Here is a 24173-nt window from a genome sequence, read left to right as displayed (position 1 = left end):
TATTTAAGAATTCAAGATTCTAAAGATTAATCATTATCTAAATAATCTTCTCTTTTTAATCTTTGTCTTTCTTGTTTGTAATTTTTTGCTTGTTTTTGTTTTTTAAAATCTGAACCCTGAAAAATCCGAATCGGATTACCTCGCTGAATTTGCAATTGGTTCATCCATTGCATCTGAAATTCAGCTTTGAATTGTTTGACTGTTTCATCCTTAAATTTCTGTAATAGTCTCTCGGTAGCCAACTTTTTATTCTGATGCTGCGAACGCGAATCCATAGATACAACACTTATTCCAGTAGGAAGATGAGTGGCTCTTACGGCAGAACTTACCTTATTTACATGTTGCCCCCCAGCACCTGAACTTCGCATTGCCTGATACTGAATATCATTCTCAGAAATTTGCGTTGTAGTCTTTTTATCTACTTCAAAAATTCCGACAAACCAGTTTTTACGTTTATGAAATTTTCTAAACTGACTCTGTCCTATCCACTGAATTGTTCCAATCCAGGAGTTTACAAACTCATCAAGGTTATTACTTTCTAGTAAAATTGTTGCTGTTTCTACTGTACCATTTTCTATTCCTGTTTCTCTTTGAAGCAAAGTAGTCTTTATTTTATTGTCATTTGCTTCTTCTAGGAATGTTTTTAAAACCTGAGCCACAACCCAGCTACATTCTGCTGGGCCACGACCTGATGTTATTTGAATTATTTTTTCCATCTTTCTATAATTTTCAACAGTTTTTCTCTGTTCTTAGCTTCTTTTACAAATTTTGGTAAACGAGCTACTAAACTTGAACTGTAATTTATCTTTGAATTTCGTTCTCGCAAATCTGCTCCAATATACCTTTCTAAATAATCGATATGCTCTTGATTGTATGCCCAAAATATTTCTCCATCTACTTCTTTTTGAAACCAAAGAGGTAAATTATACCATGTATCTGTTACTAAACCATCATTTGCTTTTGAGTTTTGTAAAACCGCTTTAATTTTTGGTTTCCATTCTTCTTGAAAGTTACAATGTGGGCATTTAGCTTTATATTTTTCAGGCTTTTCTTTTAAAGGTTGCGATTCAAATTCATATTTTTCAAAACAATGATTGCAATATGATTTTCCATAGGCAATGTATTGATAAACTGGTTCATTGAGTTTATAAAAACAGTGTTTACATTCAAAAACTGCAGCATAACAACGTCCGCAATTACATCCTTCTTTATATTCTCTTTTAACAGCTGATTTTGAATCGCATTTCGGACATTTTACCAAAATTTCATTAGCAAAATTTCCTAAAAATTTATTTTCATCTTGAAATCGTTTCATCTTTTTTATTTTTTTAAATTATCTGTCCATTCGAACGATTTTTGGTGTAAATGTTCCTAAAACATCCACCAATTCTGTTTGATTAGCCATTACTTTATTAATATCTTTATACGCCATTGGTGCTTCATCAATGTTTCCACCAATTAAACTCACATCGTTTGCTTTTAAGACTTTATTAATCTCACTTTGCGTAAACGATTCCTTGCATTTTCTACGAGAAAAAAGGCGTCCTGCACCATGTGATGCAGAATTTAAACTGGATGCATTTCCTTTACCCTGAACAATAAATCCAGGCGCAGTCATCGAACCCGGAATAATTCCAAGTTCACCTACATTTGCAGGAGTTGCCCCCTTACGATGTACAATAGCTTCCTTACCATTTACCATTTCTTTCCAAGCAAAATTGTGATGATTTTCGATTGTTACAACCACACGTTTACCAATTGCTTTGGCAATTCGGCGATGAATATCATCATGGCAAGCTTTGGCATAATCTCCTGCTAAGTTCATAGCCAGCCAATATTCCTGTCCATCGTGTGTATTTAAATCCAACCAAGCCAAATGCTGCACATTTTTAGGCAACGGACATTGTTTGGTTGCCAGATACGTATAATGTTTGGCAATATTAGCTCCCAAACCTCTTGACCCACTATGCGAAAGCACTGCAAAATACTCACCTACTCCAATTTTCCATTCATTAAGTGGATCGGTAATTTTGGCAATCCCAAACTCAACAAAATGATTCCCTCCACCAGATGTGCCAAGTTGCTTATATGCTTTACTTAATAAGTTTTTTATAAGTGGAATATCCTGAAACTCGCTTCGGCTAAACACTTCGTGGTCTGCTCGTATGGTATGCGTTTCGTACATTCCAAACTTCGTGTGGTCTTTTAGAATCGCTTGCAACTGATGCTCTTTTCCTTTAAAAAAAGATGCTGGTATATCAAAAATTGACAAACTCATCCGACAGCCAATATCCACTCCTACTCCATACGGAATAACCGCATTATCTGTAGCAAGCACGCCACCTATTGGTAATCCGTAGCCAGAATGTGCATCGGGCATTAACGCACCTGCAACTGAAATTGGCAATTTTAAAGCATCATATAACTGATACTTAGCCTGCTCATCAATTTCATTTTCTCCAAATATGGAAAATGGTGCACGAGTATTATTTAACTGGTGCATTCTTACCTGTACCGGATTAACCAATCCTTCAGCAACTTTACCCCAAGTGCCATGTCCTGTAAATTTTTCAGGTGACAGTAAAACTTCTTTGGCTTCGTTTAATATACTCTCTTTTTTTTCTCGTTTGCGGTATCTATTTATCTGCCCCAAGGCGATATTGATACTATTATTTTTTGGAAAGCCTATTTTAATCAGGTCTTTTCCGGATAATTTATTTCCCATTGTATTATTTATCTTTAGGGTCTCTTCCCCCATTACTTAGATATTCTTTTTCTTTATAATATTCATCCATTACGGTATGAATTTGTTTGTAGTCTAAAGGATTTATATATTTCAATTGTTTGACCACTCTCCATTGCCCATTGTCCAAACTTCCATGTTTCATTTTCATCATCGTATATCTAAGAAAATTTCTTGTTAGATAATTTTCTAATCTATCTATTTCACTTTCCAAAACTGCATCAACCATTCTAGTATGTGTTATCATATTGGGTCTAACACGTAATACATAACGCCAAGGTTCATTAAATATATAATGTACTTTATAGCGTTTACAATTAGGACACCAGCGTTCCCTTTTATAAAAATGTATTTTTTCTTTCTCTGTCAATATTAATTTTGGACTTCTCCATTCCGATTCTGAAAACTCTTTTATAATCTGAAGTTTTTCAACATATACATGCTTTCTTTTCCTCTTTTTCTTTTTCTTAAAAGATTTATCAGGAGAATATTGCACTGTATTTATCTTTTCTAATACTGTTTTATAGAACAATGCCTCTTTAGATCTTGCTATATCTTCCCTTAGTACAAAATAGCGTTGCCATCCTTTTTGATAAGGCATTGCTAAGGGAACTAAAGGCAAACATCTTTTCTTTTCCCAAAGTTCATCTTGGAGTTTATTCAACTGAATTAATTGTTTTTCGAAATCCTCTTTAACTAATCTCTTTTTTTGTCTTTTTGTCTTTAAACGACTACATTGGATGTAATCATCTAAAAGATAATTGTCCATTTAAAAAAATTTAAATTATAGTTTTCCTGTCAAGTATTAAAAAATACAAGACAAAAGCATTTTATCTCAAATAGATAAATTGAGTGCGGGGTATCGGGAATTTTTTGAAGTGTCTAGAATAAAAAAAGCCCGAAAGTTAATTTCCTTCGGGCTTATTCATATATCTAAAATTGATTTGCTATGATTGCGAAAAGCCACGAAGACACATGACAACAGAATCTAATCCTGATGCGATGTTTTGAGAGGTAAAGTTTAATACAAACATTGTCTTCGTTATTAATTGGTTAATGATTTATTTTCTGATGCAAATTTTGCGAATTATTTTTTGAATAAACAAATTTAAAAACAAGTATTTTCCTATGCACCAACTAACTTTCTGATTTTTAAGTAATTGAAACAAATTTTAAAAATCAAATCATAAGCAATCGTTAAATCCATTTTTAAGTATAAATTTTGATTAAATTTACAGCTATCAAAAATAAACCAATACTTATGCCAACCGACTGTATCAGCTACCAGACCTCAGGATATTTTTCAACATTGATACATGATTATTTAGAGCAAAAATCAGATTTAAAACCGCTATATAATAATTTTCCAACACTGGAAAACTTTGAAAAACAAATCATTGAAAAACAACAAAATTTTGATGATAACAATAGAACACCTTTAGTTTCAGTCTTAAAAAAACAGTATGCTACGATTGACCTTTCAGATTCAACCAAGCAAAATATTGAAGCATTAGCTCTCCCAAATACATTTACTGTTACTACTGGTCATCAATTAAACTTATTTAGTGGACCTCTATATTTTTTGTATAAAATAATTTCTACAATTAATCTTACCACCGAATTAAAGTCAAAATATCCTTCTTATAATTTTGTTCCCGTTTATTGGATGGCGACTGAAGATCATGATTTTGAAGAAATTAATTACTTCAATTTTAAAGGTAAAAAATTCAGATGGAATGCTGAAAGTAGTGGGCCTGTAGGCAGATTATCAACAAAAGGGCTTGACGATTTTTTCGAAATATATGCTTTAGAATTAGGTTCTAGCACTAATGCTAATGTCTTAAAAAAAATATTCAAGGAAGCTTATTTAAAACATGATAATCTGGCAGATGCAACTCGTTATTTAGCAAATAGTTTATTTGCTTCTCAAGGCTTAGTAATTTTAGATGCCGATAATGCCGATTTAAAACGCGCCTTTATCCCTTATATAAAAGAAGAATTAGAATCTCAATCTTCCTACAAAGCTGTTCAGGAAACCATTGAAAAACTAAAAGATTATACGATACAAGTAAATCCGCGTGAGATTAATTTATTTTACATCGAAGATGAATTACGTGAACGTATTGTTTTTGAAAATGGAAAATACAGAGTAAACAACACCCGAATTGAATTTACAGGACGAGAAATTTTCGATTTATTAGAAAGTAATCCTGAAAAATTCAGCCCCAACGTGATTATGCGTCCATTATATCAGGAGATTATTTTACCTAATTTATGCTATATTGGCGGAGGTGGAGAAATCGCTTATTGGTTAGAATTAAAATCCTTTTTTGACACTGTTAAGATTACTTTTCCAATGCTTTTAATTAGAAACTCGGTACTTTTAGCAACCGAAAAACAAGCTAAAAAAGCGGATCAATTAAATTTATCTTGGAGCGATCTATTCTCAAAACAAGAGAATTTAATTAACAAAAGCACACGAGAATTATCTCCTTTTTCTATTGATTTAACTCCTCAAAAAGAAATTTTACAGAAGCAATTCGAATATCTTTATGAATTGGCAAATCAAACCGACAAATCGTTTACAGGAGCAGTAAAAGCACAGGAAATCAAACAAATAAAAGGATTAGACAACCTTGAAAAAAGATTATTAAAAGCTCAAAAGAGAAAGCTAAATGACATTTTGCAACGTATAACCAACTTGCAAAATGAATTATTCCCTAACAAAAGCTTACAGGAACGTCAAATCAATTTTTCAGAATTTTATATGGAAAAAGGTGAAGAATTAATTCCGCTTTTAATTAAAGAATTAAAACCATTAGAATCTAATTTTAATATTATAACGATATAAGAACCTCCTCAAAATTTAGGCAGCTTCTTAAAAACAAAACAATAAAGTAATAATCATACGAAAATAAATAACCGCTTACTTCTGAGATTATTACACACTAAACCAAATTATTAACTTTTAAAACAAAAACTAACCTATTACCAAAACATTATGACCAGAGAGCGCTTGATTTCACTAGATGTCTTCAGAGGATTAACTATTTTATTAATGACAATCGTCAACAATCCAGGAAGCTGGAGCGCTATTTATCCTCCTCTATTACATTCTGAGTGGCATGGTTGCACACCAACCGATTTGGTTTTTCCATTTTTCATCTTCATTATGGGAGTCGCCGTTTCTTTTGCAATGCCTACAAAGACCTTTGACAGCACAACTTTTAATAAAATACTAGTACGCTCGTTACGAATGTTCTGCCTTGGAATTTTCTTTAATTTCTTTGCCAAAATACAACTTTTTGGACTCGAAGGAATTCCGTTGCTTATTGGTCGATTAATCATAACTATTGCGGTAGGATATGCATTAATGGGGAATTTTAGTTCCAAAGTAAAAAATATCCTAGCCTTTTCGATTCTATTTATTTACCTCTTTTTGGCTTATAGTGGTATCGAAGCATATCAAGACGTGAGATTACCTGGAGTTTTACAACGTATTGCAATAGTCTATTTTGTAGTCTCCCTTTTGTATTTAAAATCAAATCAAAGAACACAAATACTAGTTGCTTCTCTCCTATTATTGGGATATTGGGCAGTAATGGCATTAATCCCAGTTCCTGGAATTGGAGAAGCTAATTTTGATAAAGGAACTAATCTGGCTTCCTGGATAGATAGTGTCTTGTTAAAAGACCATACGTACCGCGGAACCGTAACATGGGATCCTGAAGGAATTTTAAGTACAATTCCATCAATTGCAACTGGAATTATTGGTTTACTTATTGGTCAGTTATTACACCGCTCTATACCCAAAATAGAGATTGCTAAAAAAATGGCAATTGCAGGTATAGTCCTAATCATCGTTGCTCAGATTTGGAGTATCGTTTTCCCAATAAACAAATCCTTATGGACAAGTACATATGTATTATATACTGCAGGATTAGCAACAGTTTGTCTAGCATTGTTATATTATCTTATTGACATTCTGAACTTAAAAAAAGGAATTAAATTATTCTTGATTTGGGGAGTAAATCCAATGATCGTTTTTTTCTTTTCTCAAATAATCCCACAAGGATTAGTAATGATTCAATTTAAGAATCCACATAGTCCAGATCAACAAATCAATCTTTTAGATTATTTATATAGTTTTGGGATTGCACCATTTTTCAGTAACCCTATGACGGCTTCATTAGCTGGAGCACTCACATATGTTGCTATTTGGACATTTATTTTATGGATTTTCTACAAGAACAAACTTATTTTTAAGGTTTAATTTGCCTTGAGTTTATATGTAAAATGTAGATGCATTACAGTCTGTCTCTACTAGTACATCCTAATCGATACAACATTTTTAAATATTAATTATCATAAAGACAGCCTGTGTAGTTTTAATTATGAATTTATTAAATTCAATTCACAAAAAAAGTCTATTTTTGCACAAAATTTAATAAAAACAAAAATGGCAACAAATAGAACTTTTACAATGATTAAGCCAGATGCTGTTCAAAACGGACACATCGGAAATATCTTAGCAATGATTACTAATGGAGGATTTAAAATCGTTTCATTAAAATTAACTCAATTAACTGTAGCTGATGCTCAAGCATTTTATGCTGTTCACGCTGCAAGACCTTTCTACGGAGAATTAGTAGAATTCATGTCTCGTGGACCAATTGTTGCTGCAATTTTAGAAAAAGACAACGCTGTTGAAGATTTCAGAACTTTAATCGGAGCTACAAATCCTGCCGAAGCTGCTGAAGGAACAATTCGTAAAGCATATGCAACTTCTATCGGAGAAAATGCAGTTCACGGTTCTGATAGCGACGAAAATGCTGCTATCGAAGGTGCATTCCATTTTGCTGGAAGAGAGCAATTCTAATTTTAGACTAGCTTAGAATTTTAGACACTTAGACTTTTTAGATTCTAAGATTCATAAAAAAACAAAACCCGCTTCAATGAAGCGGGTTTTGTTTTTTTTATAGTGTCGGTTTAAAACCATTTAACTCAGATCCTTTGAACTCATGTTACTGCATCTTACTTCAACTTTATCCAGCTTGAAAAGATTAATCAAAAGCTCAAAAACTTAGAATTTCAAAAAAATCTATCTCAAAACTACATCTCGAACCACATCTCTTCGTAATTCTTCATTTATCATTGTAATAATCTTAGATTTTCCATGTGTAAGTTCCTCTCTTAAAACAGAAGATGTAAGCTCAACATAAAGCGTACTTCCTTTTAAAATAACGTTTCTTGTGTAACTATTCACACCATTTCCCATCAGTTGTCTCCATGCGTCCTTTACATCAATTTCATCCATTCCATACTGAAGTTTATTTACCTCAATAATTTTTTGTAAAATATCCCCAACGGTACTCTGATTATTTAGTCTCTTTGCCATTGTCTTTGATATTAATTGGTCCTGCTTTCTTATAATGATATTCTTTTTTCTCGGCATTCAACAACACTAACTCACTGTCTGTTAAAGCAATCAACTCTTCGCTCCATTTCATATAAGGTGTTGAATAATCTAAAAAAGCTTTACCGTCTTTAAATCTTACTTTTACATCCTCATGTACATCATTTGTCACAAAAGTTCCATCCAACTGCGGCATTACTTTTTGACGTGTCCCTGTATTATCGGCTCCGATCATAAAATAATCATAGCTTTCGTTCATACCATAATCTTTATCCTCACCCTTATCAAAAACAACTTTTTCGATCTCCCAATATCCATTTAATTTTGCAATATCGGCGGGTTCTATTTTTTGTTGACAAGCGACAAACAAAAGCGACACAAAAAGAATTTTAAATACGTTTTTCATTATAGTTAATTTTTTTGAGAAGCTACTTCTTGCTATTCGCTATATCTTTATTATGAAAAAAAATCATAATAAAGGATACCGCTTCTATCAAGGCTAAAGCTTCACGGTAATTATGGATGTTTTTTGTTAAACACAAAGTTAACTTTATAAAATTGATAAAGAAGAAAAAAAATGCCAAAACCCAATAAACAATTCTATTTATTCAGACTTATTTATAAAGCAAAAAACCAACGAATACGATAAGTTTTCCTTGGTTTTTTATATATTAAACAAAGCTTATCCTAATAACGAAAGGCTTTATATTATAAAAAGATATTAAAAAATATCTGCTTATTAAATTATCTTTTTGTTTGAATCCTTCTAAGAAGACCAAGAAGAAACAAAATCACACCTATTATCAATAAAATGTAATATACGGTTAGATTTTGCTCTCTAAATATATTAGACAAAACAAAAGAAAGAATGCTACCAAAATAAAAATATATTGGGGGAATAGTATTAAAACTCATCTTGAAATTATTTAAAGAAACTATCAACAAATTCATACTTATTAAAAACCTGCAAGTCTTCAATTCCTTCTCCAACACCAATATATTTTACAGGAATTTTAAACTGATCCGAAATACCTATTACAACACCACCTTTGGCAGTACCATCTAGTTTAGTAACTGCAAGAGCGGTTACTTCCGTTGCTGCAGTAAATTGTTTGGCTTGTTCAAAAGCATTTTGACCTGTAGAACCATCTAAAACCAAAAGTACATCGTGTGGTGCATCGGCTACAACTTTCTGCATTACGCGTTTTACTTTCGTAAGTTCATTCATCAAGTTGATTTTATTATGCAAACGCCCTGCTGTATCAATTATTACTACATCTGCATTTTGAGCTACTGCAGATTGCAAGGTATCAAATGCTACTGATGCAGGATCACTACCCATATTCTGTCTTACAATAGGCACATCTACGCGATCTGCCCAAATTTGCAATTGATCAATCGCTGCTGCACGAAAAGTATCTGCAGCACCTAAAACTACTTTATAGCCCGCTTTTTTAAACTGATAAGCTAATTTACCAATAGTTGTAGTCTTCCCTACTCCATTTACTCCAACAACCATTAAAACATATGGTTTTGTCTGAATCGGAATTACAAATTCGGTTGCTTCACCTGTATTGGTTTCTGATAACAAACCTGCAATCTCTTCTCTCAAGATTTGGTTTAACTCATCAACTCCAAGATATTTATCTGCCGCTACACGGTTTTCAATTCGGGTAATAACTTTTAGAGTTGTCTCTACTCCAACATCCGAAGAAACAAGAATTTCTTCTAAATTATCTAAAACGTCGTCATCGACTTTAGATTTTCCAGCTACTGCTTTGCTTAATTTAGAAAAGAAAGAGGTTTTTGATTTTTCAAGACCTTTGTCTAATGTCTCTTTTTTATCGGATGAAAATATTTTTTTAAAAAAACTCATTTTATATAGGTTGTTAGTTTTTTGAATTATTTAGATCTTCTCACAATCTACAACAATCCTTGAGTTTAAAAAAGGACAAATGTCTTTAATTAGCCCCGATTGCGATAAAATCCTTTTGTTCTGGGTTTCAGAACCAAAAGATTGAAGCAAAAGCGGGTACATTGCTTAAAAAAAGGACTAATGTTGGGCTTCTCTTATATCTCGAGACAAATATAAAAAATAAAAAAGCTACTTCCGAATGAAAGTAGCTTTTCTATATATTGTAATTGTTAATTATTTCTTTTTCAAGAAAGTATCAACTTCTTCAGGAGCCATAATAGATTCTACGAATGTATATGCACCAGTTTTTGGAGATTTCACCATTTTGATGGCTTTTGATAATCTCTTAGAAGCTGTTTGTAACGATGCTACGGTTTTCTTTGCCATGATTCAAATGTTATTTGAAGTTCTTATAAAGCTCTAATGGAAAACCATTGAGATTTATAAAATCTCTAATTATTACTTAATTTCTTTGTGAACAGTTACACGTTTCAAGATTGGATTAAATTTCTTAATCTCTAATCTGTCTGGAGTATTTTTTTTGTTCTTTGTTGTAATGTATCTTGAAGTTCCTGCTACACCAGAAGTCTTGTGCTCAGTACATTCTAAAATTACTTGGATTCTATTACCTTTCTTTGCCATCTTGCTATATATTTATTTTGGAAAAGATTATTTGATAAATCCTTCTGACTGCGCTTTTTTCAAAACTGCAGAAATTCCATTTTTATTAATTGTTTTTATCGTAGATGCTGCTACTCTAAGAGTAATCCATCTATCTTCTTCTGGAAGATAAAAACGCTTTTTAACTAAGTTCACAGAAAATTTTCTCTTAGTTTTGTTCATAGCGTGAGAAACGTTATTTCCTACCATCGCTCTTTTACCTGTAAGGTCACAAACTCTTGACATTATACTTATGTTTTATCGTTATTCAAAATCAGGGTGCAAAGAAAAGAAAAATAAACGATTGAAACAAAAAATTATCGCACATTTTTTAAAATTTCTTTCTGTAACATTTCTAAACTTTTAATTACAGCCCTATCTATCACTTTTTCACGTGGTTGCCCAAAGTTAAATTCTTCAACAATTATATCACTCGGAGTTGCAATTGCAATAAAAACCGTACCTATTTCTGCATTTGAGTCTCCTTTTGTCGGTCCGGCGTTTCCAGTTGTCGCTATTGCGTAATCAGTTTTCATTAGGCGCTTTACACTCAAAGCCATCGCCGAAGCCACCTCTGAACTTACTACAGAATTTTCCTCTATCAAACTCGCTGAAATGCCTAAAATAGTAGTTTTTAGTTCAGTTGAATACGGCACAACACCTCCCTTAAAGTAGCTCGAAGCACCAGAAACCGCTGACAAAAGTGACGCGATTTTCCCTCCCGTACAACTTTCTGCTGTTGCTATCGTCTTTCCTTTCTTAGCTAGTAACTGCCCAACCACTACCTCGATGGTTTCATTATCATCAAAACCTACAATAATATCATGAATGATTGCATCTAGCGATTGCACATTGGCCTCAATAGCCGCTTCTAGCATTTCTTTATCTGTACCTCGTGCCGAAAGTCGCAATCGCACTCTTCCTGGATTTGGCAAATAAGCTAATTTTATAAAATCAGGCAAATTATTCTCCCATTCCTCAATACGCTCCGCTACTAAACTTTCGCCTTGACCGTATGTAAGTATCGTTTTATGAATAATATATGGCCGTTCATATTCTTTTACAACCTTTGGAATTATAACACTTTCTACCAGATATTTCATTTCATAAGGAACACCCGGAAGAGAGACAAAAACAGTATTTTCTTTTTTCATCCACATTCCTGGTGCCGTCCCCATCTCATTATGAAGCACGGTACATTTTGAAGGGACCAATGCCTGATCTTTATTCATCTGAGTGATCGGTCGCTTGTAAAAGCCTTCGATTATAGCCGTAACATGCTCCAAAACCCCAAGATCAACCACTAATTCATCCTCAAAGTAATCACAGAATGTTTTTTTAGTTACATCATCTTTAGTCGGTCCTAAACCTCCCGTGATAATTACTAAATCGACTTTGTTTTGTAATTGAGAAAATGTATTTAAAATATGCTCTTTATCATCGCTTATCGAAATCATTTCATGGACTTCGACTCCAATTTTATCTAGAGATTTAGCTATAAAACCTGAATTTGTGTCTACAATTTGCCCTATTAGGATTTCATCACCAATTGTTATTATTGTTGCTTTCATGTATGTGAAGTTCAAATTACTACATTAGATTATTTCTCGCAAGGAGTTGCATAGGGAGTAGCAATAGACATCCTTTTTATCGCGAAGTAATACGAAGAAAGAAAATCAATTCACTAACCTTTATATTCAATTATACGGTTAGTGAATTTTATACATAACAGATAATCTAACCTGAAACTTCAGGAAAATTTACAGATCAAAGTCTTTCTTAATTTCTTTAATCGCTTCTTTTACTTGATTTTTCACACTCTTAAAAGTCTCTTCAATAGCTTTCTTTTTACCCTCTGCCTTTGTCCAGGCTTCAACCTGAAGAATCTCCTCAAAAGCCATATTAAGACCTAATAAATCAAGTGTTGGTTTTATTTTATGTGCATACGCATAGGCATGCTTATGATCTTTCTTTTTTATCCCTTCTTTAATTTGTTTTAAATCCTCTGGAACCTCGGTTACAAACAAATTAAGAATTTCATTTACAAATTCCGGATCGTTATCTGAAAGTGCGTACACTTTTGAAAGGTTGTATTTTAAAGCCATTATTTTACTTGTATTCTGAATAATTTTTTTCCCTCTAAAAATCCTTCTAAAACATCGTCTGGTTTTACAGCCGCAACTCCTTCTGGAGTTCCTGTAAAAATAATATCTCCAATTTTTAATGTAAAATACTGAGAAACATACGAAATAAGCTCATCAATTTTCCACAACATCATATTAGAATTTCCTTTCTGAACGCTCTTAGAATTATTTGTTAACTCAAATGTAATATTTTCTAACGAACTAAATTGCGTCTTAGGCAAAAATTCACCTATTACTGCCGAACCATCAAAAGCTTTTGCTTTCTCCCAAGGTAAGCCTTTCTCTTTCAGCTTAGCTTGCAAATCTCTAGCAGTAAAATCGATTCCCACACTAATTTCATCATAATATTTATGCGCAAACTTCGGCTCTATATACTTTCCCACCTTGTTAATCTTAACAATTAACTCAATTTCGTGATGAATATCCTCAGAAAATTCAGGTATTACAAATGGATGTTGCTTTAATAAAACTGCCGAATCAGGCTTCATAAACACAACTGGCTCCGTTGGGCGTTCGTTTTGCAACTCTTCGATATGATTGGTATAATTTCTACCGATACAGATTATCTTCATTCTATTTAAGTTATTAAGCCACTAAGTCGCTAAGCCACTAAGAGAATCAAGCATAAAAACTCAGAACCTTAGAACCTTATTTTCTTAGAACCTTATTTTGTATTTAACTTTCTTAATTTAATAGCTGTTAATACCTTTTTAGTATACAAAGGAAAATCAGCATTTTGTATCCAGCTAAAATATCCTGGCTCTGTTTCAAGAATCTTTTCCACCTTTGCTCCTTTATGCTTTCCGAAAGTAAAAACCTCTTCATCATCTTTATCAAAAGCAATCATTCCTGCAAAATCAGCTATTTTTTTTCTGGTTGTAAATTCCGACAATGATTTCATATCATTTTCCAATTCTGGATAACGATCTAATTGCGCTTTAAGAATTTCATATGTCGCCATTGTATCCGCTTCTGCCGAATGCGCATTTTCTAAGCTTTTCCCACAATAAAATTTTAAAGCAGCACTTAATGTTCTCTCTTCCATTTTATGAAAAATAGTTTGCACATCGACAGAACATTTATTTTTCATGTCAAAATCAACTCCCGCACGCAGTAATTCTTCTGCCAATAATGGAATATCAAAACGATCTGAATTAAATCCAGCCAAATCACTATCTTTTATCATATTATAAACCTGCGGAGCCAATGTTGCAAATGTAGGCTCATTGGCTACTTTTTCGTCGGTAATACCATGAACAGCGGTAGTTTGTGGTGGAATTGGAATTGTAGGATTCACCAACCAAGTTTTACTTTCTTTATTTCCGTTTGGAAAAACTTTAAATATTGAAATTTCTACTATTCTATCTTTTCCGATGTCAATTCCTGTAGTTTCAAGATCAAAAAAGCAAATTGGTTTGTTGAGTTTCAGTTCCATTTTTTAATTTTATAAGTTTACAAATATAATTTTTAAAGCCGAATTTCACTTGTTTTTTTCAGAAAGTTGCCGATTACCATCTGTAACGCAAGAATGCAGCAAAAAGAAAACCCTTTCAACATTTAAAACGTTAAAAGGGTTAATTATTTATAAGATTGAATTTTCTAGAAGTCTCTGTTTACATCAAAAGCCTCTAAATATTCAGCTACTCTCTTCACAAAACTTCCCCCTAATGCCCCATCTACAACTCGGTGGTCATAACTGTGCGAAAGGAACATTTTTTGGCGAATTCCGATAAAATCTCCTTCTGGAGTCTCTATAACCGCTGGTACTTTACGAATTGCCCCAAGAGCTAAAATACCTACTTGTGGTTGATTAATAATTGGTGTTCCAAAAACACTTCCAAATGTTCCCACATTAGTTACTGTATATGTACCTCCTTGTGTGTCATCTGGTTTTAATTTTCCTGCTTTTGCACGATTACCTAAATCATTAACCGCTTTTGCCATTCCAACAAGGTTTAACTGATCTGCATTTTTAATTACCGGAACAATTAAATTTCCATTTGGTAACGCAGCCGCCATCCCTAAATTTATATTTTTCTTTTTAATGATATAATCACCATCAACTGAGATATTCATTCCCGGGAAGTCTTTTAATGCTTTTGCAACGGCTTCCATCATAATTGGTGTAAAAGTTAGCTTCTCTCCTTCTCTTTTCTCAAAAGCAGTTTTAACTTTTTCTCTCCATTTTACAATATTAGTTACATCCACCTCAATAAACGATTGTACGTGTGCTGATGTTTGAACTGAAGCCACCATATAACCAGAAATAAGCTTACGCATTCTGTCCATCTCTATGATTTCATCGCCTCCATTCACAGAAACTGGCGCTGCTTTTGAAACTACCTGCTCCTGCACTTTAACTGATGCAGCAACAGCAACTTTGGCTTCCGTTTTTGGAGCTTCCGGTTTGTCTTTCCTACCTGCAATATAAGTCAATATATCTTCTTTGGTCACACGACCGTCTTTTCCTGAACCATTTATACTCTCTAACTCCGCGATAGAGACATTTTCTTCTTTAGCAATGTTTTTTACCAAAGGCGAAAAGAATTTATCCGATGTAGTATAATCTGTCGGAGCAACCGCTTCTTTAGCAATTTCGATTGTTTTTTCGATAGCTGCAACTTCTGCTGGAACAACTGCTTCTTCTGCTACTTTATCAACCAAAAATGAAGAACCACCTTCTGTTTCAATAATAGCAATAGTTTGCCCTACTTGTACCAAATCGTCTTTACCAAACAATTGCTCAATCAAAATCCCAGAAACTTCACTTGGCACTTCGCTATCTACTTTATCGGTAGCGATTTCAAGCACTGCTTCATCCATTTCAATTTTGTCTCCAACTTCTTTCAACCAGTTCGTGATTGTTGCTTCAGCGACACTTTCTCCCATTTTAGGAAGTTTTAATTCAAATCTTGCCATATTGTTAACCTCAAAGGTGATTTTGATTTTCAGATTGCGAAATTACTGAAATTTTTAAATATAAATTACATTAAATATAATTTTTATATGATTTTAACGATTTTACCTCTGTCATTACTAGAATCACTTCCGATTAAAAAAGCAGTGGTTTTGGGTAAAATTTTAAAAGTAATCTTCTTATGCCTCTCCGTTTTTATGATATCGATACATTTCTTGAATGATATGTATTGATTATCCAAAATTACTTCAGCTCCTTTTACTATATAAATCAGGGACGAATTTACCATTTTTTCTTTTTTTAAATCGTAAAATGTAACTTTATTTTGTAAAGTTAAACGCAATTTTTCGGCTAAATTATCATTTGAACTATACAAAAAATACTCTTTAGGAGTTGTTTTTACCGTTGCATTTCCCTGAATCATTTTGATAATTGAAAAAAAGACAATCCCTATTTTCATAAAAAGGGAAAATAAAAATGACACTTTAAAATGCTTCTTATAAAAGAAATTCATTGCATCCTGAAAGCGTTTCATGTATTTCTCATCCTTTATTGTACTTTCTCCTTTATAATGAATTACAGTAGTTTCAGAAAAATAATAATTCGTTTTTCCATTTTTCAAAACCATATATGATAAATCAATATCATCAGAATACATAAAGCAATCTTCATCGAAACCTCCAATTTCATTATATAAATCTCGTTTCATTACCATAAAAGCACCCACGAGTATTTCGACTTTTCCTGTTTGGTTTTCTTGTAAATGTTGCGCATAATATTTATTGCAGTATTTTGAATTGGGGAAAATCTTATACAATCCTGCAATTTTAGTAAAAGCTACCCAAGGCGTTGGAATACCACGCTTGCTCTCTGGAAGAAATTTACCTGCCCCATCAATAAGATTCACTCCTACTATTCCTAAATCATGCTGCTCCTTGGCAAAGACCAATACTTTTGTGAATGTATCTTCGGCGACTACTGTATCTGGATTTAGAATACATATATAATCGCCTTTAGCCTGAGAAACTCCTATATTATTTCCTTTTGGGAAACCTAGATTTTCGGAATTCTGAATCAGTTTTATATTGGGAAAACGACTGCGAATCATCTCACAACTATCATCTGAAGAATTATTATCAATGACTATGATTTCACTCTCTATTGAAGAAAGAGCATCCTGAACACTTAAAACACATTGTTCTAGAAAATAACGCACATTGTAATTAAGTATGATTACTGATAATTGCATGAAAAAATTGAGCTATATATTTTGGGGAAAGTTAAAAATTTTCTGCTAATCCCAACCTCAAAGACTAAATATTATTACTGGCTCTAAAATAATATAACCACTTATTAGTTAATTATTTATTTTAGCAAAAAAACAAGATTAATCTTTATGAAATATAGAACAATCACTAATCGAATTTTACCTATAATTTTTATTGCAATCTCTTATTTTTTTTCAAGTTGCAAAACTTCCTCACTTCAACACGCTACTAATAGTTCAGATTTAGTTATTTCAAACACATGGTATATTGCAGGGCCCACCAAAGAAAATCAGGAAATGATTAATACCATTCGGGACAAAGAAGGAATTATTCGTGTAACTGCAAAAGACTCTCCTCTTGGTGAAATTGAGCTAAATGTAACGATCACTCCTTCTGAATCTAATGATGGAAAACCAACCAATTTACCTAGCAATTCTAGTTTTGTAAGCATTACTTATAAATCATCACAAGCCATTAAATTACAGGCTCGCGAAGGAAATGATTCTGGAACTGGCTGTGTACATGGAGGAACACACGCAATGGCAGATTTACCTGCTTCACCTGATAAATTTTCTACAATAAAGATTCCTTGGTCAGATTTTAAACTAAACGATAAACCATTGAATATCCATAATCTTTGCAAATTTAATTTCGTGAATTACAATCCTGTTTCTGGCGCTATTTTAGAAATCAAATCAGTACAGATTCAAAACCTAAAACTATAATTTGTGAGATGATTTTTTGTAAAAAAATGAAAACGGATTTAATACTATGATTAAACCCGTTTTTGTTATTGTTTTATGTACCCATTTCTACATTATCCCAATCATCGGCTCGATTATAAATCCACTCTAATGATTTTCGTCTTTCATATACTAATCCTTCATTAAGTTTTGCTTGTCGACCATTTAGCCTTTCATCTACACAATACCAATGAATTCGGTAATAATAATCAAGCATAGTGTAAATCTCAACTTCTGATTTTAGACGCTGCAAACTTTCTAATTTCTGATTACTATCTCCATTTTCCAGATTTGGTAAGAGTGAAGCCATATTATCTCCAATATAATCCTCTGCTTCTAGCCCAGAAATCATCTCTGTTACCCACATAAAAGCCCATAAAGACTCTAAATACCATCTTAGGGAATTAACTTCGTATTCAGTTAAATCATCATTTTCTTTTTCTATTATTTCTTTTTCTGAATCGGATAAATATTTAGTCAAATCATGATTCTCAATCCATTCTTTAATAATATAAGTTGGAGCTTCAAAAGCAATGTTTATCAAAGCGTTCATAACTGACATTCTCCCTTTTATCTCTTCTAGAGTTCTTAGCTTTGGTACATCCAAAATTGGCAACCAATCATTTACTCGGTATTCTTTTTGTTTTATGATAGTGTCATTATCAATTTTTATTTGTCTGCGTTGTTCTTCAGTCATAATGTAATTTTCAAAAATATAATCGAAAATATAAATAATTTCTTTCAATACAAACTCATTCAATTGAAACTTTACAAATGCAGTTGAATCTTGTATTTATTAAAAATTCGCATAGCAAATAGCATAATCGTTGAGAATACTAAAGACCAGATAATTCCTGGGGTTCCCTCGCGAAAATAATCTGGAATTATATGTATTTTAAATGCTAAATTGAAATAATATATTATTCCAGGAAGTATATAAATAAGAAGTGGATTTGCGGCAGCTGGCATAAAAAAATTACTCCACTTGGTTTGTTTTTTGACTTCCATTAACCAATACAAGAAATAAAATACTACTGTACAAATACCTGCTGAATACAATACCCATGATGGTGTTCCTCTTATTTTTGAAACCTCATAATAGGGTCTTAATACATATCCTAGCACGAAAAACAACACTCCAAAACCTATTACTTTCCAATTGATTTTCTCAGATATTTTCCCTTCAAAAAACAAAAGAGATATCACTACTCCTGCTGAAACCAATGTAGCATGCGTCATATGCCCAGCAATAAAACCAATCCACTTTATTTCATGAACAAAAGATCCTTGAATTTGATTTAAAACATTTGCCATAAGACAAATAAAAAGAAATGCAATCATTGCTATCAACTTTCCGTTAACCAGCCAGTAATAAACTACAGAAATTAAATAGGCCCAACCTATAAGCCCAAGAATCCCCCACCACTTTGGCGTGATTCCTATATTTCCATTTTCCTGAACATATAAAAAATACAACAATACCAAAACCAACATTCCGCCATATTGCAATATATTTTTAGTAATTTTAGGAAATGATTTATCGTATTTATTCCAAATAGGAATTGGCATAGTATATGCCAAAAGCCCCCAAAAAGCAGCCGAAATTACCATCTTGGATGCATCATAACCATATTCGGCATTTACCATATAAACTCCGATAATAATTAGCGCCAATGCTCTTTTCAAGGTATGTGTCCAGATTGTTTTAGGCGTATCTCCTTTAATTAATCTTGCATTAAATGCAAATGGAATAGACATTCCTACAATAAATAAAAATGCAGGAAATACCAAATCAACAAATGTCATTGCATCAGCATCCGCTGGCATGTGTTTCATCCATTGTGGTACATTTTTTATACTTGCCAACTCATTGACAAAAATCATAACAAAAATGGTAATCCCACGAAAAGCATCTATAGAAATAATTCTTTTATTGAATAAATCTTCTTTTATTTTCATATCTATTACAGTATTAATACTAACAAATATAAAATATTCAACGAGAAATCAAAGGAGATTTTAAAAGACTGACAAACTTGTTTATTTATGTTAAATATCGGTAAAAGTGGGATTTTTTTATTTGGTTCAAAAAATTATCTTTACGGCATTATTTCAGGAATTTATATCTAAAATCATTAAAAACGCATGGCCTTTATAGTCACACTCTCACTATCATCTAAATAGTAAGAAAATAAAACCAAAGGAAAGTTAAGTATGAAAACAGGTTAATATATACTACAATAATTCCCTTAATCATTGGTTGCATCAGTGATACAAAAACCGAAATTCCTCTTGAAAGTATCTTTATAAAGATATCAACATAATGATAGCACAAAAAAAAAATCATAACCACAACAATAAAATATTTACAAAACCAATAACAAACAAAAAACTCATGAAACAAATTATTACCTGTCTTTTTTTAACATTATCATTAACAGCCTTTTCGCAACAGCTTACTTATAAAAGTGGAGGAACCGTTTATAATGCAGAAAACAAAAGATTATCATCCGATGAAGTTCGACAACTTTTAGCTAATAATAGTGAAGCACTAAGCCTTTATAATGCAGGGAGAAGCAAAAAAACATGGGGAAATGTTCTTTTTTATGGAGGAATAGGTCTTGTGGCAACGAACTTAATTATCGGTATGAATACAGATAATAGTTCTACATCTTACCCTGGAAATGGATATAACCCTTCGGTAAAATCTGAACGAACAAATATGACTGCAGCCATTATTGGTGGAGCTTTGATTGTTGCTTCTATCCCTATTAAAATTGGTTATCCTAAAAAAATCAAATCAGCTCTTTCAAAATATAATGATGGTTTGGTAGAAAATTATAAACCTGCTCCTAAAACAACCTTATTAGCAAGTACAAATCAAATAGGTTTAAGAATTGAATTTTAGAACTAACTAGACAACTAAAATAGAAAATGCTGTTTTAGTTGTTTAATTAATAAAATACTATTTTTTACAACTTAACAAAACCTTAGAATACTCACAATCTACCTCCTTACGTTTGACAAATCTCAAAAGAAACAGCAAGCATATAAATACATTAAAAAAATATCTCTCATTTTTTTAGTACATGGAAACACTTTTTAGGAAAAGTAATTTATAATTCTTGTTCCCCTCAAACCCCATTATTTCCAGTACCTTTTAAACATTAAATTTATGAAAGCTTATTATTATTTTTTATATCGTGTGTATTGGCATTATAGAGATTCACCAAAAAAAGGCCATGAAAGAGCTCTGATTACTACATCTTTTATAAGTTCTTTAATTTTGTATGTAATTTTAATTACAATATTTGGATTCTTATATTTTTTTCAAGAAAACCAAGCTCCATCTTTTTTATCAAATGACAAACTGAAAACCATATTCATAATGTTAATTATTCATGTAATTAACTATTTTTTATTTATCAAACCAATGCGTTTTTTAAAACAAGATTTTAAAAAAGATAAGAAAGGAGGTTTTTTGATAATTCTATTTATTATAATTCTTAGTTTTTTATTTGTAATCGGAGCGAATAAAAACAGAGATAAAATCTCTAAGACATATGATAAAACAAGAACTAACAATAATGGGCCTTACGACTGTATCTAAATCTAGCTTAGGCATAAGAGTAGCTTTGGGAGGATCTGAAACAACATTGAAATCTTCCGTATATTTTCAAAAAACATTAGGTATTACAGCTAAAATGCCAATTCGTTTACCAACTGTTATGGGGGTTCCTACAAAAAATCTAGGAGTGTTTTTAGGGAGAAATTCTTCCGTAATTGGAGCTGGAATGATGGTTCATGGAAGTAGTATAATTTATAATGGATTTACCCCTTAAAATATGACACAATTAGAAACAGAAATAATAAATTTCTTTAAATCGTCTACAGGTCTAAAAAATATAGATTTAGACACAAACATAGGAAGTGAGGAATATAAAATATTTGACTTAGATGCTGAAAATTTAATGGAAACTTTTTTTAAGAAATATAACATTAATTATTCAAATTTCACTGTCAGCAAATATTTTATATATCCTGATTATTCTTGGAAAAGTTTAATTTTCTTCCGATTCTTTTTTAATAAAGTTAAATATCCTTTAAAATCTAAGCTTACGATAAAACATTTAATTGAAGTAGTCAAGAAAAAAGAATGGTTTGATCCAACATAAAAAGAAAAGGAGAGTAAAATTATTTGTCTTAAAAAACGGAATCTAAAAACTTCTGTTGGTCAAGAATCTTAATCATAAAATATTTTTTACGTTTGAAAATATTATTGAAAAAAAAACATTTCAAAAAAAGGTATGCTCTCTTAAAAATACAGATTACATTTTTTTTAACTACAATTTAAAATCCAACAAAGTACCTTTAGAATTATAAAATAACCTAAAGCCCCATAAAACTACAACCCAAAAAGTTGTAGTTTTTTATTTTACGAAAGATTTCTGAACACCAACAATCAAAAAATATTCCTTTACTTTTGATAACCACAATTCATCCCAATGAAAAAAGCCCTTTTGCTTTTCTTTTTATGCATTACTTCAACTTATGGGCAAATCTTAGGTTGTACCGATCCGTTGTCTAAAAACTACAATCCAAAGGCTACTGAGAACGATGGAAGTTGTGTTTACAAATCAGCAAAAATAAAACCTGAATATTCTAATAAGCTAAGTGATTCTATAAAAGAAACCTCGGGATTAATAGCTTTTAATTCGTTGTTGTGGACACATAATGATGACCATGACAAAACCATTTATGGGCTAAATCATCAAGGAGAGATTAGAAAGAAAATCATACTGGAGGGAGTGATAAATACCGACTGGGAAGAAATCTCACAAGACAGCACACATATATACATCGGCGATTTTGGAAATAATTATACGGGAAACAGAAGCAATTTGCATATCCTTAAAATCGAGAAAGAATCATTTCTAGCAGGAAAACCTGTTATCGATACCATTTTGTTTACTTATTCCAATCAAACTAATTTTGCCAAGGAAAGTCCAAACAAAACCAACTTTGATTGCGAAGCTTTTATCGTTACAAACGACAGTATTTATTTGTTTACAAAACAATGGAAACAAACTAAAACCAGCATTTATGCTTTACCCAGCAAACCCGGAAATCATATTGCACAACTAAAAGAAACCCTCGATGTAAAAGGATTGGTAACTGGTGCTGCTTATTTGCCTTCCAAGAAACTGATAGTCCTTTGTGGACATTCAAAAATTGGGAAGCCTTTTTTATATCTTTTATATGATTATAAAAACAATGATTTTCTATCGGGGAATAAACGAAAGATAAAACTTGCTTTGCCATTTCATCAAATTGAAGGTATTGCAACCGAAGATGGTTTGCATTATTATTTAACTAATGAATCTTTGGTTAGAAAACCAGTACTTAATACACCTCAACAAATCCATCGAGTTGATTTAAGTACTTTTCTCAGCACCTATTTGGAACGATAATCTCAAAATAAAATCTAATCCTTGAGAGATTAAGTTTCATTACGCTAAACTTACATTTTCTTAACTCCTTAATAGAGAAAAACGTATGCATAGAGTATATACTCCATATTCTCACAAACTTGTCCTATTATTATCGAGTTACTCGCGGAGACCCTTCGTTCCTCAGGGTGACAATATCGTGGAGAAACTTTGCGCTCTTTGTGTATCCCGATAGCTATCGGGACTGCACTCTTTGCGGTTAAATTTTCTACCACAGATTATAGCGTCCTGCGTGTGATTCTTCGACTCCGCTCAGAATGACAATATCGTGGAGAAACTTTGCGTAAACCCTTTCGCACTTTGCGGTAAATTTTTAAATCCTCGTTCCAATTAAAACTTAATTTCCCTTAATCCCTTAATGGTAAAAACATCTTCAGTAATAAAATTGTAAATCTTACAAATATCTACCAAAATTATGCAACAACGATTTGCAAGAAGATAGCAACCTTTGTTCCCTGATATGAAAAAAGCATTAATCCTATTCCTCGCCTTTTTTTACTTGGTATTGTCTTGTGGCTTTACCAAGAATACTCATATCTGCAAAGGAGTACAACAGGAAACTTATTTTTTTGCACAAAACAAAGAGGGACAGCCTTGTACCAAATGTGCTTTTAAAGACAAAAAAATACGTAAGGACTGCTGTAAGCATGAAACCAAATTATTAAAAATAACAGAAAAGGCCCAGAAAGTAGCTTCTGATAATCCTCCTTTAAAATACTTGGGGGTTGCCTTGCCTTTTCACTTCTTTAAAGTGGTCTTTGGCTATGAACTTCCACAGCTAAAAACTTCTGGATTCTCATACGTCTTTACGACGATTCCTATTAGGAATACCCTACTCTACATCTACTATTGCGTGT

At 32.2% G+C, this 24173-nt stretch carries 26 protein-coding genes; 8 read left to right on the top strand and 18 right to left on the bottom strand.

Features of this window, described 5'->3' with window-relative positions:
* Positions 1–26: 26 nt before the first annotated feature.
* Genes prfH through LPB87_RS02425 form a run of 4 tightly spaced genes read right to left on the bottom strand, consistent with a single transcriptional unit; the run spans position 27 to position 3512 of the window.
* Positions 27–716: a peptide chain release factor H gene (gene prfH / locus LPB87_RS02440; RefSeq protein ID WP_230604762.1), complete on the bottom strand. Its 690-nt coding sequence runs from the start codon at positions 714–716 to the stop codon at positions 27–29.
* Positions 704–1315 (bottom strand): hypothetical protein, encoded by a 612-nt coding sequence (locus LPB87_RS02435; RefSeq protein ID WP_129537578.1) that lies wholly within the window; start codon positions 1313–1315, stop codon positions 704–706. The genes prfH and LPB87_RS02435 overlap by 13 nt, the downstream gene beginning before the upstream one ends.
* Positions 1316–1333: 18 nt before the next feature.
* A complete protein-coding gene (locus LPB87_RS02430) occupies positions 1334–2725 on the bottom strand; it encodes an RtcB family protein (RefSeq protein WP_230604761.1) in 1392 nt (463 codons plus the stop codon).
* 4 nt (positions 2726–2729) lie between these two features.
* A complete protein-coding gene (locus LPB87_RS02425) occupies positions 2730–3512 on the bottom strand; it encodes a hypothetical protein (protein ID WP_230604758.1) in 783 nt (260 codons plus the stop codon).
* A 492-nt stretch (positions 3513–4004) separates the two neighbouring features.
* Between LPB87_RS02425 and bshC the strand changes: the two genes are divergently transcribed.
* The 3 genes from bshC (at position 4005) to LPB87_RS02410 (ending at position 7622) form a co-directional block, all read left to right on the top strand.
* The gene (gene bshC / locus LPB87_RS02420; RefSeq protein ID WP_230604756.1) at positions 4005–5594 is read left to right on the top strand and encodes a bacillithiol biosynthesis cysteine-adding enzyme BshC; all 1590 of its coding nucleotides are present in this window, start codon (positions 4005–4007) and stop codon (positions 5592–5594) included.
* Between the two features lie 150 nt (positions 5595–5744).
* Entirely contained in the window at positions 5745–7016 is a 1272-nt protein-coding gene (locus LPB87_RS02415; RefSeq protein WP_230604754.1) for a DUF5009 domain-containing protein, read from the top strand.
* Between the two features lie 186 nt (positions 7017–7202).
* Positions 7203–7622 (top strand): nucleoside-diphosphate kinase, encoded by a 420-nt coding sequence (locus LPB87_RS02410; RefSeq protein WP_035625955.1) that lies wholly within the window; start codon positions 7203–7205, stop codon positions 7620–7622.
* 222 nt (positions 7623–7844) lie between these two features.
* Here the strand turns inward: LPB87_RS02410 and LPB87_RS02405 are convergent, their stop codons facing one another.
* The 12 genes from LPB87_RS02405 to LPB87_RS02350 form a co-directional block, all read right to left on the bottom strand.
* The gene (locus tag LPB87_RS02405; RefSeq protein ID WP_129537573.1) at positions 7845–8141 is read right to left on the bottom strand and encodes a DUF721 domain-containing protein; all 297 of its coding nucleotides are present in this window, start codon (positions 8139–8141) and stop codon (positions 7845–7847) included.
* The gene (locus LPB87_RS02400; protein ID WP_129537572.1) at positions 8122–8565 is read right to left on the bottom strand and encodes a lipocalin family protein; all 444 of its coding nucleotides are present in this window, start codon (positions 8563–8565) and stop codon (positions 8122–8124) included. Before LPB87_RS02400 ends, LPB87_RS02405 begins: the two co-directional genes overlap by 20 nt.
* Positions 8566–9081: 516 nt before the next feature.
* Complete coding sequence (gene ftsY, locus LPB87_RS02395) at positions 9082–10035, bottom strand: signal recognition particle-docking protein FtsY (protein WP_129537571.1); 954 nt, start codon at positions 10033–10035, stop codon at positions 9082–9084.
* A gap of 273 nt (positions 10036–10308) precedes the next feature.
* On the bottom strand, positions 10309–10461 hold the full coding sequence (locus LPB87_RS02390) for a DUF4295 domain-containing protein (protein ID WP_072961632.1): 153 nt from the start codon (positions 10459–10461) through the stop codon (positions 10309–10311).
* A 72-nt stretch (positions 10462–10533) separates the two neighbouring features.
* Positions 10534–10716 carry a 50S ribosomal protein L33 gene (gene rpmG / locus LPB87_RS02385; RefSeq protein ID WP_017495179.1) on the bottom strand — a complete coding sequence of 61 codons (183 nt, stop codon included), beginning with the start codon at positions 10714–10716 and terminating at the stop codon, positions 10534–10536.
* 27 nt (positions 10717–10743) lie between these two features.
* Complete coding sequence (gene rpmB, locus LPB87_RS02380; RefSeq protein WP_007805815.1) at positions 10744–10980, bottom strand: 50S ribosomal protein L28; 237 nt, start codon at positions 10978–10980, stop codon at positions 10744–10746.
* Positions 10981–11051: 71 nt separating this feature from the next.
* Positions 11052–12305 (bottom strand): CinA family nicotinamide mononucleotide deamidase-related protein, encoded by a 1254-nt coding sequence (locus LPB87_RS02375; RefSeq protein ID WP_230604752.1) that lies wholly within the window; start codon positions 12303–12305, stop codon positions 11052–11054.
* Positions 12306–12494: 189 nt separating this feature from the next.
* Complete coding sequence (locus LPB87_RS02370; protein WP_129537569.1) at positions 12495–12839, bottom strand: Hpt domain-containing protein; 345 nt, start codon at positions 12837–12839, stop codon at positions 12495–12497.
* Positions 12839–13450 carry a fumarylacetoacetate hydrolase family protein gene (locus LPB87_RS02365; protein WP_129537568.1) on the bottom strand — a complete coding sequence of 204 codons (612 nt, stop codon included), beginning with the start codon at positions 13448–13450 and terminating at the stop codon, positions 12839–12841. Before LPB87_RS02365 ends, LPB87_RS02370 begins: the two co-directional genes overlap by 1 nt.
* A 92-nt stretch (positions 13451–13542) precedes the next feature.
* Complete coding sequence (locus LPB87_RS02360; protein WP_129537567.1) at positions 13543–14313, bottom strand: 3'-5' exonuclease; 771 nt, start codon at positions 14311–14313, stop codon at positions 13543–13545.
* A 164-nt stretch (positions 14314–14477) separates the two neighbouring features.
* The gene (locus LPB87_RS02355; protein ID WP_230604750.1) at positions 14478–15797 is read right to left on the bottom strand and encodes a dihydrolipoamide acetyltransferase family protein; all 1320 of its coding nucleotides are present in this window, start codon (positions 15795–15797) and stop codon (positions 14478–14480) included.
* A gap of 83 nt (positions 15798–15880) precedes the next feature.
* Positions 15881–17044, bottom strand: a complete 1164-nt coding sequence (locus tag LPB87_RS02350) for a glycosyltransferase family 2 protein (RefSeq protein WP_230604748.1) — start codon at positions 17042–17044, stop codon at positions 15881–15883.
* 147 nt (positions 17045–17191) lie between these two features.
* Here LPB87_RS02350 and LPB87_RS02345 point away from each other — a divergent pair, with 147 nt between their 5' ends.
* Positions 17192–17788 carry a hypothetical protein gene (locus LPB87_RS02345; RefSeq protein WP_230604746.1) on the top strand — a complete coding sequence of 199 codons (597 nt, stop codon included), beginning with the start codon at positions 17192–17194 and terminating at the stop codon, positions 17786–17788.
* 73 nt (positions 17789–17861) lie between these two features.
* Here the strand turns inward: LPB87_RS02345 and LPB87_RS02340 are convergent, their stop codons facing one another.
* The gene (locus LPB87_RS02340; protein WP_230604744.1) at positions 17862–18503 is read right to left on the bottom strand and encodes a DUF4272 domain-containing protein; all 642 of its coding nucleotides are present in this window, start codon (positions 18501–18503) and stop codon (positions 17862–17864) included.
* 71 nt (positions 18504–18574) lie between these two features.
* Positions 18575–19765 (bottom strand): DUF5009 domain-containing protein, encoded by a 1191-nt coding sequence (locus LPB87_RS02335; protein ID WP_230604742.1) that lies wholly within the window; start codon positions 19763–19765, stop codon positions 18575–18577.
* Between the two features lie 436 nt (positions 19766–20201).
* Here LPB87_RS02335 and LPB87_RS02330 point away from each other — a divergent pair, with 436 nt between their 5' ends.
* The 4 genes from LPB87_RS02330 (at position 20202) to LPB87_RS02315 (ending at position 23277) form a co-directional block, all read left to right on the top strand.
* Complete coding sequence (locus LPB87_RS02330) at positions 20202–20714, top strand: hypothetical protein (protein ID WP_230604740.1); 513 nt, start codon at positions 20202–20204, stop codon at positions 20712–20714.
* Between the two features lie 655 nt (positions 20715–21369).
* Positions 21370–21648, top strand: coding sequence for a hypothetical protein (locus LPB87_RS02325; protein ID WP_230604738.1), 279 nt, complete (start codon positions 21370–21372; stop codon positions 21646–21648).
* 3 nt (positions 21649–21651) lie between these two features.
* Positions 21652–21981 (top strand): DUF1493 family protein, encoded by a 330-nt coding sequence (locus LPB87_RS02320; protein WP_230604736.1) that lies wholly within the window; start codon positions 21652–21654, stop codon positions 21979–21981.
* A 330-nt stretch (positions 21982–22311) separates the two neighbouring features.
* Complete coding sequence (locus tag LPB87_RS02315) at positions 22312–23277, top strand: T9SS C-terminal target domain-containing protein (protein ID WP_230604734.1); 966 nt, start codon at positions 22312–22314, stop codon at positions 23275–23277.
* Positions 23278–24173 lie beyond the last annotated feature (896 nt).

Origin of the sequence: Flavobacterium sp. EDS, from assembly GCF_020991525.1 — a bacterium.
Lineage (GTDB): Bacteria > Bacteroidota > Bacteroidia > Flavobacteriales > Flavobacteriaceae > Flavobacterium.
This window is presented reverse-complemented; position numbering and strand designations above follow the sequence as displayed.